We start from the raw sequence: 15,070 nt of genomic DNA, 5'->3' as shown, positions 1-15,070 counted from the left end.
ATATCTTTTTCAGTGAAACAATGCTATGATTAGTTCACTCCATGTAGGGAGCCGTCGAGCACCTACATATCATAAGAAAACAGGGAGACTGCCATATTCTTGGTTGTTCTCCCTGCGTTGCATTATAAAGATTTGTGAACTCTTCAAGACTAAGCATAAGCAATCCTTCTTATCTCCAGAAATCAAACATACTCCCCAGTATGTATAATCCAAACAAAACCAATGCCCCTATGATATTATTACCAACAAATAGCCATATTGCAGCAATCACGACTATAGTAATCAATATGTGTCCTGATTTTTCGGCCTGGACATCTCTGCGAAGCTTTTCCATGTCGGCATTCATTTTCCTACGTTCTTCAGTTGTAGGGTACCATCCTCCGCCACCAATGCCATTGCCATCATCGATATCTGTACTGCCACCATCATCACTTTCTTTATAAAAAGTATCATAAATGTAAGCAGCCTCATTAGAATCTATGTGTCCATCGTGATCTAGATCAAATGGCGTATTTTCAAAATTATCATATGCCATAGCGCATCTCCATTTTCATCAAAAATCAAAATCATCGAAATCATCTGCATCAAGACCTGCATCCTCAAGTGCTTCCCTGCGCTCATCCTCATCCATGAACTCTAGCTCATCTCTGTCGAGGCCTGCCATCTCAATCTCGTCTATAACGTCATCATCTTCATTAATGTTGCTTCCGGATGAAATACCATTATTATCCTCAAAGAATGTATCATTGATAAAAGCCCATTCTGCTCCGCTAATCTTGCCATCCCTATTCAGATCAAATGCTGAATGTCCAAATAATCTATCCATAGGTCCTTCCATATCAGTGTCCTTTCTTTTTCTTATTACTATCAACCATTGCTGCAATTATCATGACTTACGTTTCACCGATGCCAAGGGACGCTCTTTGCGTTATATGCTACATCTATTCAATTCGAATCAAAAGCACTTCTTACAGCTTATCGTACTTAGTACTGATCCCCTTGCTCTTCTCCACGGGATACTTCTTCTCATTCTTATCAATCTTGCTGTTCAGGATCTCGCATATATCAAAGCCCTTCTTCTGCGCCATCTGTATGCAATAGTTCATCACATCAGCCAACTCTTCCTTAAGTGCTTCCTCATCTGCATCAGGACTCCACTGGAAGCACTCCAGAAGCTCTCCTGCCTCTATAGCTATGGATTTAGCCAGGTTCTCCGGAGTGTGGAACTGATCCCAGTCACGATCCTCAGTAAATCTGGCAATTCTTTCGCATGTCTCTTCAAAAGTCATCTCGTTATCTCACTTTCAAACATATTTGAATTTCATCACTAGTATAACACGCATGAAACCTGACGTTACCCCAAACTTTCGTAGCATCGTTAAAAATGTTATCATTTTAAATATAGTTAATATCTCTATTTTCAGGAAAGCAGGCACTCAATGACTAATTCAGCAACAGACGAAAAACTGTATATAATTTCCGGTCATCCCTTCCCCAGCAACAGCTACGGAGATCAGGGATATCTCGGCAACTGGCCTATGCTCTATATCCTAGAGAATGGAGACAAAGTCTATATCGGCGAGTCCACCAACGTCACCGAGCGCATGCGTCAGCATTATCAGAATCCTGAGAAAAAGATCTTTAATCAGGTCCATTTTATATACTCCGATCAGTTCAATCAGTCTGTGACTTTTGATTATGAGTCCAAACTCATTCAGTTCATCGCAGCCGATGGGAAGTTTGTCATAACCAACAAAAATGATGGTATCGCCAATAAAGACTATTATGAAAAGTCTTCCTACGACGATTGCTTCAATGAGTTATGGGAAGAGCTTCGTAGCTGCAAGCTTGCGGATCACACCCTTGAGCACATCAGAAACAGTGAATTCTACAAGTACTCTCCTTTTAAAGAGCTGAACAGAGACCAGAAGCAGCTGGCAAGCGATATCATTTCAGAGATCCTTGCCGGCAAAAATATCCCCATCACAGTAAACGGCCGTCCCGGAACCGGCAAGACCATCGTTGCCGTATATCTTATGAAATACCTTAGAGATTATGAGGATCCTCATTCCGGCAAGAAGCTTTTTGCTGATAAAAAAATGGCTCTCATCATCCCACAGACCTCTCTCAGGTCCACACTTAAGAGTCTTTTCAAAAAGATCGAAGGCCTCGCAGCTAAAGATGTCATGGGCGCTTCAGAAGCAGTTAAAAAAGGCTCCTGGGATATCATCTTTGTTGATGAAGCCCAGAAGCTCCAGGTCAGAAGAAGCATCGTCGGCTATCAGGCACATGACAATAACAATAAAAAGCTTGGTCTCCCAACCGATGCCACAGAGCTTGACTGGATCCTTACCATAGCCAAAACTCCTGTATTCTTCTATGATCCCGAGCAGTTATCAGGTCCCTCCGGCACTACCATTGAGATCTTCAATGAAAAAGTCCGGGCTACTCTTAAGAAGAACTTCACTGACAGGATCACTGCGTATACCACCCATTTCCTTCGCATGCAGATGCGTGTCCAGGGCGGTGACGAATATATCAACTATGTAAATGCTGTTTTACATGGGGAAGCAAAAGAGAAGAAGACTTTTGATAATTATGACTTTAAGCTGTTTGATTCATTCAGGCTTTTTAACGACCTTTTATACCAAAAGGAAAAGGAGCTTGAACTTTGCCGTATGCTGGCAGGCTACGCCTGGGAATGGAAAACCAAGAATGATCCTACCGCCTACGATATCAGTATTGAGGGTGTAGACAAAAGATGGAACCACTGCCTCAACAACTGGGTTAACAGTGACGGTGCCATCGACGAAGTAGGCTGCATTCACACTGTTGCAGGCTATGACCTTAACTATGCCTTCGTGATCATAGGAAAAGACCTGTATTATGACAGCAATACAGGCCTTCTTAAAACAAATAAGAGCACATACTTTGATAAACGTGGAAAGCAGTCTGCCACTGACGAAGAGCTTGATCTGTATATCAAGAACATTTACTATGTGCTGCTTACCAGGGGCATCAAAGGAACTTATGTGTATGTTTGCGATGATACGACCAGGGAGTATTTCAGAAGATTTATTGATTAAAGAACTTTTTTTGCCACAATCCAATCTTCATTCGTATAAATAATCAGATAAGAAAATACAAAGCAACGGTGGCTTAAGCTTCACCTTAGTTATTAGGTTTTCTTATGAGAGGGACTGGTTCAGATGGCTTTCGCTTCATCGAAGATCAGGAAAAAAATTATTAAGAGCGTCCACAGCTAGGGTGACTTACGTTTCACCGATGCCAAGGGACGCTCTTTGCGTTAGCAATATATTTATTTAATTTTCTCAGTGATGATCGTTCCAATAGTCCTCAGCAGCAATAAAAATCCCTTTTTTCCCCATTTTCAGTTTACTCTCTTTTTGCAATTACATTTATCCACTTCTCGTCATCCCTGCCGGGCCTACAATCCGTGCTTATCTCATTAACAAGTATGGTAAAGCCTGCATTTTCGAATAGTGGCACTACACTCTTCTCATTGAAGTCACTAAACTTGCGATCTCCGCGCATCTTAGTTCCATCACCATATTTGAAAGATGCGTACATAATCCCGTTGTTCTTAAGAGCTTTGTTCATCTTCTTCATAATCTCCGGAAGTTCATCCACAGGAACATGTAAAAGAGAAGCGCAGGCCCAGATAGCATCGAATTCACTGTCAAAAGCCATATCCTCAAACCGAAGATTCAGAACCTCCTTACCAATATGCTCTGCTGCCCGCTTGCACATCTCAGAAGATGCATCAAATGCGGTAACTTCATACCCTGCATCCTGGAAAGCCTTGCTATCTCTTCCGCTTCCGCAACCGGCATCAAGAATACTTGATCCAGCTGGAACATAAGAAATAAACTTATCTCTCATATAGGACATGTCAGCGCCGACACTCCCCTCAAAGAAAGCGTCGGCGTTCTCGTTGTAGTATTCTACATTTACATCATTCATACTCATCCAACTTCCAATTTACTTGTTTGCTTGATGTATTTAGCAGGTATAGGATTATCCAAATGCCATGTAATGCTCATAGGCCTGCTGCCATAATGACTCACGTATTTAGCTGTTCCAAGATATGTATACGGAGCCGCACCTGCCATGTCTTTCTTAAATTCTCTCACGAAAAGCAGTACCTTACTTCCTTCGCGCATATGGTTAATGTACCTTTGGCCGGTAGGCGAGGTATCGGAAGTCGTACTCTGACTCTGCCAATGGAAAAGCTCTTCGTTTATGGAATAATCTTCATACATAGTTGTTGGAGAATAATCCTTGTCTGACTTATTCAGCGTCACAAAGAATACATCTGCGTTTTTGTCAGGAAGCCACTTGGTTCCTTCTCTCACAGTATTGGGCTTTATGAAGTCCATAGCAACCAGAATCTGATCGCGGGTATATGTACAGTGAAGATCAAGGGGACAGTCAAATCCCAGATCTACTCTGCCACCTACAACATCGATCTTTTCCAGGTTATATGATAAAAGTTCAATCAACTCAGAAAGCATAACCTTACTATTGCAAAGGTCAGCTAAATTCTGCCTTACCTTTGGAGCATTCCAGTCCTCTACTGCTTCAAACCATACAGTCACATAGAACATCTGAAGCATACGCTTTTCTTCTGCTGGTAAAGCATCTATGTTTGTTTCAGAAAGCTTAGGTAAGATATCAATTAAAAACTGTATCCATCTGTAGGAATCCACAGCAGCAAACTTCGCAAATGCTTTTGTAAGTTTCTCTTCAATTGGCTCACTGAAATCACTGATTACGCCTGCATCTGCACATAATCTTGCAAAAGAATACTTGGCATAAATGCTGAAAACATTCAAATGATAATAGCGTAAAAAGTTCCGAAGGTTAAGCTCTTTTCCGCTGTCTTCAGTAAATGTCTCAATTCTTGAAATAAGTCCTGCTCTGGTATCAAAGGACTGTCTAATATTATTCAGGATCACCTGGGAAGCTTTCTTTTCAAGTTGGATATAGCACCCCTTTGGAAGCGCTGTAAATCCATGCTTTATCTCGTATTGAACGCTATGCTTAGTGTTTGCAAGTAGCGCAGAAAACTTCTCTTCAAAGTTGTATTTCTTATTGGCCAGACCAATGAAATCAAGCACTGTCAAGCATTCCTTTCCTTCAGACAGACGAAGTCCTCTTCCAAGCTGCTGCAGGAAGATAGTTAACGACTCTGTAGGTCTTAAGAAAAGTACAGTATCTACCTCCGGAATATCAATTCCTTCGTTATATAGGTCCACAACGAATATATATTTGATCTCTCCTGATAAAAGCTTTGACTTAGCACTAGCCCTCTCTATATCAGATGAGTCTGAAGTCAGCGCAATAGAAGGAATCCCTCTCTCATTGAAGCATTCGCTCATAAATCTCGCATGCTCAATAGAGACACAGAATCCCAGTCCATGAACCTTGTCCATGTCAGTAATATAGCGGTTCAGAGAGTTAATTATGTGATTTACACGTTTTAATGCGACTACTCTGTTCATGGAAAAGAGTTTGCTAAGTTCGCTCTTATCATAGCCGCCTCTCACCCATTTTATCTGAGATAAATCTGTTTCATCAGATACGCCAAAATACTGGAATGGACAAAGAAGCTTTCTCTCTATAGCTTCTGGAAGCCTGATCTCCGCAGCTATACGTCCATCAAAGTATTCAAGAACATCCTTACCATCCATTCTTTCAGGAGTTGCAGTAAGTCCAAGTAATATCTTCGGAGTAAAAGAACTCAGAAGACCTTGATATGTCGGTGCCGCAGCATGATGGAATTCATCCACAACAATAAAATCATAATAATCAGGAGATAACAGTTCGTATAATTTCTGAGAAGCAACAGTTTGAATTGAAACAAAGAGGTGATCCAAGCTTTCTGGCTTCTCTCCACCTACATAAAGCTCTCCAAAATTTGGATCTTTAAGGACGGCCCTGAACACTTCTCTGCTTTGCCTCAAAATCTCTTCTCTATGTACTACGAAAAGAAGTTTGTTTTGCTTTCCAGGATTTCTCTTACAGTATCTGCGATAATCAAATGCTGCAACCAGAGTCTTTCCTGTACCTGTCGCAGCAACAACAAGGTTCTTATATCTTCCACGGATCACTCTTTCAGCATCAAGCCTATCGAGAATCTCCTGTTGATAAGGATAAGGATTTACATCAACAATAAATCCATATCCAGCTTTAATTTCACCATATTTTTCAGCATTAAGAGCCTTTTTAAGCTTGTCGTAACTATCCGCACTATAGGGTTCAAAATTGGAAGAATTCCAATAGCTGTCAAAGGTCGCGGCAATCTTTTTTATCGTAGGTTCCATATCCTTGGTGGTAACCTTGATATTCCACTCAAGGCCAATAGACATTGCCACATTAGACATATTGGAAGAACCAACATATGCCGTGGTAAATCCAGTCCTACGATAGAAAATATAAGCTTTTGCATGAAGTCTTGTGCGTTTAGTATCATAAGAAATGCGCACATCAGTATTAGGAAGCTTGCTAAGTTCCTCAATAGCCTTAATATCTGTTGCTCCCATGTAAGAAGTTGTGATAATCCTGAGCTCTCCGCCTCTATCAACGAAGTTCTTAAGGTCTTCGAATAAAAGCCTAAGTCCACTCCATTTAATAAAAGAAACTAGCATATCTATTCGATCCGCGGTCTGCATTTCCTTTTTCAATTCAGAGTACATCTGTGGTTCATGGATTGCGCCAGTAAATAAGCTGCTCTGTGCCACAGATGTTTCAGGCCGCACAATATCCTTAGCCTTCTTCTGTCCAATCCTGTACATAGGATCAGACTCAGATAACAACGCCAATAGTTGTTCCGCACTTTCAGAAACTGCCATTTCTTTAAGGTCATCCATTTCCGCGTCACTAGAAATCAGACCAACTACTTTATTGACAAGATTGACCTTTGCAGCAAGATCTCCATCCTCTGATATGCGATCCAACGCCTTGTGAACAATTTCAGAGACATAGCGAGCTAATACCTCTGACGCTTCAGCCCCATCTATTTTGTCTATAAGCTTTAAATCCTCTGATGCTCCTTGTAGCTCTGACTGAATTTGTTTATTTATGACCTGTTCATATAATCCGGGTTCTAACATATGATTCCCTCATCTGTACATAGTAATTACCAGTTGCTTATACTGTAGTCTTCTTTGGAGTCCATATTTCGTTATATCCATTTTTCTTTGCCCAGTCATAAATTATTTTTATACGTCTCGCTGAGTCCGCTTCACTACTATGATCTCTTTCTATCAAAATCTCATTACGATCAGATATCTTATTTAAAAAATCTATCTGGGCCAGTTTATCACGTTTTCTATTGTTACACTCAGGACAAGCAAGAACAAAATTCCAAATTTGGTCATCCTTTATAAATGACCACGGAATAAAATGATCAACCTCAACACTTCTTTTTGTAACAGGCTTTCCACAATAGAAACATTTATTTTCAAATTCTTCAAACAGAATATCCCTATAATATGCAAGGCTACTACGAGTCCTCATTGTGCTTTCATCTATCTTACTAAGAAGATGATCAACCGCACTGTCCTCATTAACCTTTTCAAGAAACTTTGCCCATTCGTAGTAGTTTAATTTCTCAATAGCCACCTTATGCTTACAAACAAATTCATACATCCTTGGATTGATCTGAATCCATTCTCCACTTTTAGAAAAAGAATAAAACAATCCTCCTAAGTCAGCATATAGAGCACCTACAACATTTTCCTTGCACTTCATTTTTACTCTATGGCATATATCTATTCGCATGTCGCAAGTAAGACTCTCAAATGGAATATCCTCAAGTATTCCATACTTCTCTTTTCCATAAATCAGCGCCTTTTCAAGCTCTGATTGACGGTTCAGCTTTCCTGGATTCTTCTGCCTGATATGATGCTTTAGAACCAAGTTCCAGTAAATCTCAGCAAACTTAGAAAAAAGCTGATCAAAATTCAGAAAAAGCTTACTATCCGTGTTGTAAAGATTGTCGATAATTGATTTGAGAAATCCAAATTTATAGCTCGTATCATTTACAGACTTACTTGAAAAAAGGTATGCAAAAGCAGACCACATCTCATCATCTGAGAGCGGTCTGTCTATGAAGTTTGCTTCTTTTAACAAGTATCCTGCAGCCATATACTAATTATAATCTCTGCATTGATATCACTTCAATAAAACACATCTTAATTATTCACAAATTTAAATGTGCTTCATCCACATTTTTCGCAATCATAATATAAAGAAAAATAGAGACAAATCTAATCAGCCTCTACTCTATTCCGCCCTTTGTTCTCATATATAAAAAAGATTTCTAGCACAAATTACATTCCTTCACTTGGCATCAACAACGTTTATATCATCCGGTATATTTTCTTGTCTTCTTGCGTTTATAATCAATTCTATTAAACTAACTACTCCATTATATGTAATCACAATCAGCCAAAAGGTTATAAGGTATTTTTAAACATTATTTTGATTGAATGTTGATTCTATGCAGAGTATAATGACGATTAGTTGAAAAAAGCAGGCTGTTTCTAGGTTATGGGGACGTTAGGACAGCAAAACATCTAAACAGGGGGGGTAAAAATGGATATATATTCGCCAGAACTCGATGAATTACTGAATCAAATTGAAGTTGAGCGCAGAAGAAAGATCATAGATTATAAATCCGGAAGTGATTTTAAGTACTATGATACAGATGGGAATATTTCTAAGCTCAAAATTTACAACAATAACATTATTGAAGCCAGAAGGGGCTGTGGAAAAACATCTCTAATTTTAAAGACACTTCGTGACAATAATGATATTGCAGTAAAATGTGATTGCCAATCTTTTAGAGCTGAAACTGAGGAAAATATTGTCCTTAAGCTTCTGACAGCCATCGCTACTGAAATCAGAGATGAAAACATACATCAATACAATGAGCTCATGCAAGAATACAATCAGAACACTAAGGGTCTTCTTGGTTTTTTCAAGGCTCATTTCAATAAAGAGCTAAAAGAACTAAAGTTCAGACTTGATTCTCTTATGACTTATCGACAGCATATTACTGAAGTCTCAGATCTCATTCAGCAAGTATGCGACATGCCAGAAGAGCGCACTATAACATACTCTTCTTCAAATAAAAATAGCACACATAATAAGAGTGAAACTGTTCATCGTAAGAACAGAAATATGAATGTTTCCGCCGGACTTACCTATGCTAATGATTATGTTGATTTAGCTTCAAAACTTGCGGCTGAAAGAGATAAATTATCAAGCTTTGAAGCCTCGAACACTAACGAGGCCGAAGAAACAAGCAGCAATACATACACCAAGAAAATATTACGCCGAAATGAAGTAATTGCTTTAAAAGGGATCATGGAAGAGCTGCTTGTTAGTAGTAAAAAAATCCATAATAAGGGAACCACTCTATTCCTTGATGATTTTTATCAAATCGAAAGGAATAGCCATCCCTTTGTAATTCAATATTTACATGACTTATACAAGAATACTCCTCAAAACACTTTTTGCTTTAAGTTGGTTTCATTACCTTCTTCGCTAATGATAAATAAGAAAAATGAAACTACATTTTCATTAAAAGATGATTTTTCTCAGATAAGACTTGATTATGATCTTTCTGAACTAGATAAGGTACAGGAGCATTTGATTGATACCCTGGTTGCCCTTGATAAAACCGGAAAATGGGATCGAATCAGTATAACCCATCTCTTCTCTAATGATGAAGCAATTAAGTACTTGGCTATTGCTACTGGTGGTATTCCTCGTGACTTTATGACATCCTTTGGTGATGCAGTTAAGATTGCCAGAAAAGCTCGTAGAGTAAATATTTCAAAAGATAATATCTACTCTGTCATAAAGAATATCAGAGAAGAAAAGCAGAAAAATTACGAGGCAGATTCAGATCTTCCTGAAGAGAAGATTGAAAAAGCTGTTGAGATTATTGCCAATAGCATTGTATCCTCATTGAATACCAGCGTTATTCTTTACCCCCAGGAAAAAGCCACACAGCATGACATTCTGCTTAAGAACCTTGTAAATTTACGATATCTGCATCTAATTAAGGATAACATCACCTCTAAAAAGACAGAGGGCAAGTGTAAAGCATATCTTGTTGATATGACATTTTATGCCTACTCAAGATTGAAGACCGACTTCGGTTTTTGTAAGTTCTGGGAACGCACTCCTAATGGAACTCTTGAAAACCTTCGCAATGCAAAGGTTTGGAGCTTTGACGATAAAGATTACGATGACATCGTCGGAAATAAAGGTGCTTGATTTTGAAAGAACAGCGGCATTACGCTACATAGTAATGCCGCTGTTTTTTCATCCACACAAGCGACCACAGATTATCAGTAAGCAGCAGTGGTAAATGAAAAGCTGCTGATGAAATGTGATTTTTTCACTTCATCAACAGCTCTTTTATTAGCTTCTCATTTGATACCGGAGTATCTGTAAGATCTTTTGGTATGGTCAGCTCAATTGCAACATGAATGCGCTCTCTGTTCCTACGACTACTGTCCACTTTTGTTATGATTGCATGGGAATCCACCTTAGGATCCTCAAGAAGCGGAAGTACCACGTAGTACAGTTCATCCTCATCAAAAGAAATACTACCCATCATCCTGCCTGTAACAATTTCTTCTACAACTGCTCTGTCCTCTCGCAGATAGATGTTAAGTGGTTCACCGCAGTTTATCTTGGACTCACGGCTGCTGCTGAGCTCATCCTTGATGAAACCGCTAAAATAATACACTTCCTTGTCTCCATCTTCACGGATCTTCTTTCCAATCTTCCTGGCTGCATCAGCAGGAAGAATATATTCCTGCATCATGAGATGGAAAATGTCTTTTATCTTATCAGGAGCAGGAGTAACATCATGATCTGTCATCACATCTTTGCAGGCCTCAAGAACACTCTTTGCGAAAAGAGGGAACTCCTCCATGTCAGGATCCCAGACGAATCTGCCTCTGGCCATTTTGGAGGGTGGCAGGGCTTCGTCGTAGATCTTGAACTGGAAGAAGATGTTCCGCTCCGAGAAAGCACTTTTGTTCTCAAAGGCATCCCAGGTAAATTCATAAGGCTCAAAGTAAGGCTCGCCCTCAGATTTCCGGATCTTCTTGTAGGCCTCGATGACCTGACGGATCTTTTCATCGTCTTCAGGAGCTCTTTCCCTGGTGGGATCAGAGTCCGGATGATACATGATGAGGAGCTTCTTGTACTTCGCCTTGATCTCGCGGTCGGTATTCTCTTTAGATACGCCAAGTATCTTGTATGCTTCTTTTAGTGTCACTTTCTCTTATCCCACCGGCTTCTTGCCAATAAGTTTATAATCCTCTCTGAGCAAGCCATAAATATTATAGTCGCAATAAACGGAAACCATTTTTCCTTGGCGAACGGTCCCCTCTTTTATAAAGCCACATTTTTCCATAACCTTATTTGATGCAATGTTTCTTACATCTGCATTCCCATTCAAACGTTCTAATTCAGTGTTCTCAAATATAAACCGTAGCACTTCCTTTAAAGCTTCTGTAGTAATTCCCATATTCCAGTACTCAGGACTAATTCTGTACCCTATATCACCCATTCTGGCATTTTGGATATTAAATACCTCAATCATGCCTACCACTTTATTGGATTCTTTCAATACAATTCCCCAATTAAAATCAGGCGAAGGTTTTCTTTTTACCCAAGGGCGGGCATCAATAAACATAAGTTCAGGATTTTTCTCATTCTTACTTGCTTTTCTTCCCCAATATGTATAGATTTCATCTCGTCCAAGCCACTCTCTTAAATCCGGAACATCATTTTCGTTAAGCACACGAATGATCAGTCTGTCCGTTTCAAGAATTGGTTTATCTATTTCATAATCTTTTAGCATAATATCCTCCGCTAATCCCGCTTAGTTGCTTTAATCGCACCTAACTCCTGCTTTACCATTTCAAGCATTCTTCTATCTCTTTTGATCATAATTTCATTGAAATAATCTTCACTGGAATACGCTGCATTAATCGCAATAGCCTCATCTATATCCACTATTTTCAGCACGAACCCCGCTTCGTCCTCATAAGCATCCAAATCCTGTTCGACAGCTCGATCCTCAACATCGCAGAAGTAGTAATAATTCTCCTGTTCAAAGATTTCACCATCCTTTACGGTACTCTTCTGTCTTCGCAATACACTTCCATATTCCCTGATAGATTCAGGAATTACAACAAGTCCTACTTCTTCCCTAACCTCTCTGATGAGAGCTTCTTTCTTATCTTCGTCATCATGGATTCCTCCTCCAGGGAACTTGTAATATTTCTCTTTCTTGCTGTAGACTAGGGCAAGTTTATCATTTTTTATAATTATCGCCCTGGCTGAAGGTCTGCGAAAAACTGCATCTGTTTCTTTATAATCCTTAAGATCAATTTCAAATAACTGTTTCATACTCTTTTTATCACCACTTATATATCCTCACAAAACGCTATTATTTCCCGCTTTCTGGGCTCTACATTTTCCTTATACTCAACAGTACATAGTCCCAGGCTATTTACTGCTTGAATCTCCAAATGACCAAAAAAATGCTTTCATTCATCTCTCCATCTTAACGATATATTCAGGTGTACCTTCTTCTAACTGTCTATCTCCCGTTCTGCAAAATCCATGAGTCTCATAGAACTTGATTGCATCATGATTCTTTTCCAGTGTCCACAAGAACTTGACTTCATATTCCTTCTTTGCAAACTCAATTAATTCAGCCCCAATACCCTGCCCCATGAAGAAATAATCAACATAAAGCTCCATTACTTCATTATTCTCAATATGAATTAATCCCTTTACTATCTCATCTTCTTCATATACCCAGATATTCTCAAGAATCTCTGGGTTGGAATACTGCTCAGCTACAGGGATCACCTGCAGCTCTCCGAAAGAATATGCGTCATTATGAAAAATAGAACGATACTTCATTCTTTTTACAAATACCAGAATCTCTGCAATCCTAGACAAATCACTTTTATTGGCTCGTCTGATCATTATTTCCCCTTTTTCACTATTAGCAAAAGCCCATTAAGTCCAGTTCTTTTATGTATTTATCACCTTTAGTAATAATTCTTTTTTGCTCTCATTGATCATCGTGCTGAACAAGGAATATTGGGAATAAATCCCACAATTCTTCCAACGTCATTTCCGACAGTTCTTTTCCCATCATCAAGCCCTCTACAACTCACGATTTGTCACTGCTTTAGCATTGCGCTGCCTTGTATATGATCAATATTCGTAGGATTGATTTACTTTCCTAAGTGCAGCTACATAATCGCAGCCTTTTTCTTTCACATTTTCCGGATTTATAGGATAATGGACATTGTAAAGAATCCCTTTGTCTCCGAACATATCCTCTATATATTCCTTCTCTATATGCCCGCCTACAACTTCAAGGCAAATCATAACATGATCATCACCCTGTACGATTTCTTTCTCCCACAAATACTTGCACTCAAGGTTCATGAAACATTCAGCGACCATCGGTGCTTCTATCCATGAAGCTTTCTCCACAGTAAGTCCTGATGAAGTTATCTCATCTGCCTCGAGCTGATTATTCTGTATCGTCTTCATGCAGGCTTTGTATAAATCAGAAGACATGAAATTCAGCACTGCTGCCTTCTTTTCATTTAGGCTTTGGTAAAGATGTCCACACTTATTCACGCTGCATAGAATCACGTAATACCCGCATCCATGATTCGCACTCGTAAACCCTGCCCATGACTGCATCGTAGCATTGGGCTGTCCGTTAGATTTATATGTTGTGACAAGGAACATCGGCGTCGGGATTCCCATAATAAACTCTTTCCAATCAAAGCCGAAGTTTTTTGCAAATTCTCCGTATGTCCCCTTCATAGATTCCGGCATTTCTTTGTATTGGTATTTCATCTTTTTCCTTCCCTCCGTGCTAAAATCAGCATAAGAATCGACTTCAATTATCTCGACAACCTGCCGATTTCTAAAGCTCACATACCATGATGAATTCCTCATCATTTTCATTCATGATCCTGAACCCGGTCTTCTGATACATTTTCACAGCATAGTTAGCCTTCTGAACAGCGAGAGACACTCTTTTATAGCCTTGATCACGAAGAATCTCCAGCATTTCCTCCATGAGCCTCGTGCCGATCCCTTTTCTCCGATACTCCTTGTACAGTGAAATTGCAAATGAAGGTGTTTCATCATCCACATGGCCGTAATCATTCATGATCCTCGTCCAGACAGCCCCAACTATTTTTCCGTCGTGGATCGCGACGAGGCAGTTGTCTCCAGACTTTGTACCGAAACCATCAGTGTATACGCGTAGCTCCGGTTTCTCTACAATATCTCTCGGAGGCGGCTCCACACCTTCCGGAATGAATATGGCTTCATATAAAAAGTCTTTGAGAAGGCCGAGTTCGTTTTCCCGAATACAACGGAACTCTATTGCGTTCTTCATACCATCTTTACACCTTATTTGGAATAGTTCTCAAAGCACCATTTTGCGATCCTTATGATCAGTGCTTCCGGTAAAGGCTGATCATAGGGGATCCGTATCGTGCCCTTGCTTACGTCATAATCGGAGAGTTCCTCCGTAAATACAGCTGTAGCCTCATCACCGGGATAAATGCCCAGATGTTTCTTTGATGCTGCGAAATGAATGATATTACGACCTTTCCAATAAGTGGGCATCGACCAGGAGATCCGTTCCTCCGCGTCTGGCAGTGCATCACGAAGGATCTCCCGGATTTCCATTAATCTGGGCTTATATTTCTCATCCTGGGCAGCAATGTATTCATCAATATTCTGCGGTTTCACACAGTAATGATCCTGGTTTTGTCTGCTGAACTCTCTGCCGCATTTCGGACATTTCCATGCCATGGCTTCACCTCTTCAAATCTCGATTTGTAGTTTTTTGGATTATCTTCGTATATAACTGACGATGTGCATTTATATTTATTTCGCATTTTTAAATAAATACTAATTTTGCGAATCTGTATAAACTTGTGGGAAGGTTGTGTTGGTTAAA

At 39.6% G+C, this 15,070-nt stretch carries 15 protein-coding genes; 2 read left to right on the top strand and 13 right to left on the bottom strand.

Going from position 1 to position 15,070, the window contains the following annotated elements; translation table 11 throughout:
* Window positions 1-169: 169 nt before the first annotated feature.
* The 3 genes from G588_RS0116995 to G588_RS0116985 all read right to left on the bottom strand — a co-directional run bounded on the left by G588_RS0116995 (window position 170) and on the right by G588_RS0116985 (window position 1,289).
* On the bottom strand, window positions 170-535 hold the full coding sequence (locus tag G588_RS0116995; protein ID WP_022779901.1) for a hypothetical protein: 366 nt from the start codon (window positions 533-535) through the stop codon (window positions 170-172).
* Window positions 536-553: 18 nt separating this feature from the next.
* Window positions 554-826, bottom strand: coding sequence for a hypothetical protein (locus tag G588_RS0116990; protein ID WP_022779900.1), 273 nt, complete (start codon window positions 824-826; stop codon window positions 554-556).
* 142 nt (window positions 827-968) lie between these two features.
* Window positions 969-1,289, bottom strand: a complete 321-nt coding sequence (locus G588_RS0116985) for a nucleotide pyrophosphohydrolase (RefSeq protein WP_022779899.1) — start codon at window positions 1,287-1,289, stop codon at window positions 969-971.
* 150 nt (window positions 1,290-1,439) lie between these two features.
* On the opposite strand from G588_RS0116985, the gene G588_RS0116980 reads away from it, so the two are divergent.
* Window positions 1,440-3,086: a DUF2075 domain-containing protein gene (locus G588_RS0116980; protein WP_022779898.1), complete on the top strand. Its 1,647-nt coding sequence runs from the start codon at window positions 1,440-1,442 to the stop codon at window positions 3,084-3,086.
* A gap of 310 nt (window positions 3,087-3,396) precedes the next feature.
* Here G588_RS0116980 and G588_RS0116975 read toward each other — a convergent pair whose 3' ends face one another.
* From G588_RS0116975 to G588_RS0116965, 3 genes are read right to left on the bottom strand one after another with little or no spacing between them, the layout of a single operon-like run.
* The gene (locus tag G588_RS0116975) at window positions 3,397-3,984 is read right to left on the bottom strand and encodes a class I SAM-dependent methyltransferase (protein WP_026668871.1); all 588 of its coding nucleotides are present in this window, start codon (window positions 3,982-3,984) and stop codon (window positions 3,397-3,399) included.
* Window positions 3,985-3,986: 2 nt separating this feature from the next.
* Complete coding sequence (locus tag G588_RS0116970; protein WP_022779896.1) at window positions 3,987-7,136, bottom strand: DUF3427 domain-containing protein; 3,150 nt, start codon at window positions 7,134-7,136, stop codon at window positions 3,987-3,989.
* Between the two features lie 37 nt (window positions 7,137-7,173).
* Window positions 7,174-8,172 (bottom strand): HNH endonuclease, encoded by a 999-nt coding sequence (locus G588_RS0116965; RefSeq protein ID WP_022779895.1) that lies wholly within the window; start codon window positions 8,170-8,172, stop codon window positions 7,174-7,176.
* A 450-nt stretch (window positions 8,173-8,622) separates the two neighbouring features.
* Between G588_RS0116965 and G588_RS0116960 the strand changes: the two genes are divergently transcribed.
* Window positions 8,623-10,314, top strand: a complete 1,692-nt coding sequence (locus G588_RS0116960; RefSeq protein WP_022779894.1) for a hypothetical protein — start codon at window positions 8,623-8,625, stop codon at window positions 10,312-10,314.
* A gap of 124 nt (window positions 10,315-10,438) precedes the next feature.
* Here the strand turns inward: G588_RS0116960 and G588_RS0116955 are convergent, their stop codons facing one another.
* The 7 genes from G588_RS0116955 to G588_RS0116920 all read right to left on the bottom strand — a co-directional run bounded on the left by G588_RS0116955 (window position 10,439) and on the right by G588_RS0116920 (window position 14,922).
* Complete coding sequence (locus G588_RS0116955; protein ID WP_022779893.1) at window positions 10,439-11,329, bottom strand: DnaJ domain-containing protein; 891 nt, start codon at window positions 11,327-11,329, stop codon at window positions 10,439-10,441.
* Between the two features lie 6 nt (window positions 11,330-11,335).
* Complete coding sequence (locus G588_RS0116950) at window positions 11,336-11,917, bottom strand: GNAT family N-acetyltransferase (RefSeq protein WP_022779892.1); 582 nt, start codon at window positions 11,915-11,917, stop codon at window positions 11,336-11,338.
* A gap of 11 nt (window positions 11,918-11,928) precedes the next feature.
* On the bottom strand, window positions 11,929-12,468 hold the full coding sequence (locus tag G588_RS0116945; protein ID WP_022779891.1) for an NUDIX domain-containing protein: 540 nt from the start codon (window positions 12,466-12,468) through the stop codon (window positions 11,929-11,931).
* A gap of 144 nt (window positions 12,469-12,612) precedes the next feature.
* Entirely contained in the window at window positions 12,613-13,029 is a 417-nt protein-coding gene (locus G588_RS0116940; RefSeq protein ID WP_242830390.1) for a GNAT family N-acetyltransferase, read from the bottom strand.
* A gap of 261 nt (window positions 13,030-13,290) precedes the next feature.
* Entirely contained in the window at window positions 13,291-14,031 is a 741-nt protein-coding gene (locus G588_RS20795; protein WP_196805005.1) for a flavin reductase family protein, read from the bottom strand.
* Window positions 14,021-14,500 (bottom strand): GNAT family N-acetyltransferase, encoded by a 480-nt coding sequence (locus G588_RS0116925; protein WP_022779888.1) that lies wholly within the window; start codon window positions 14,498-14,500, stop codon window positions 14,021-14,023. The genes G588_RS20795 and G588_RS0116925 overlap by 11 nt, the downstream gene beginning before the upstream one ends.
* A 14-nt stretch (window positions 14,501-14,514) precedes the next feature.
* Window positions 14,515-14,922, bottom strand: coding sequence for an iron chaperone (locus G588_RS0116920; protein ID WP_022762558.1), 408 nt, complete (start codon window positions 14,920-14,922; stop codon window positions 14,515-14,517).
* Window positions 14,923-15,070 lie beyond the last annotated feature (148 nt).

This window comes from Butyrivibrio sp. AE3009, from assembly GCF_000420845.1.
In the GTDB taxonomy this organism is placed as follows: Bacteria; Bacillota; Clostridia; order Lachnospirales; family Lachnospiraceae; genus Butyrivibrio.
Note: the sequence above shows the minus strand (reverse complement) of the source record. Positions and strands in the feature narration are given on the sequence as shown.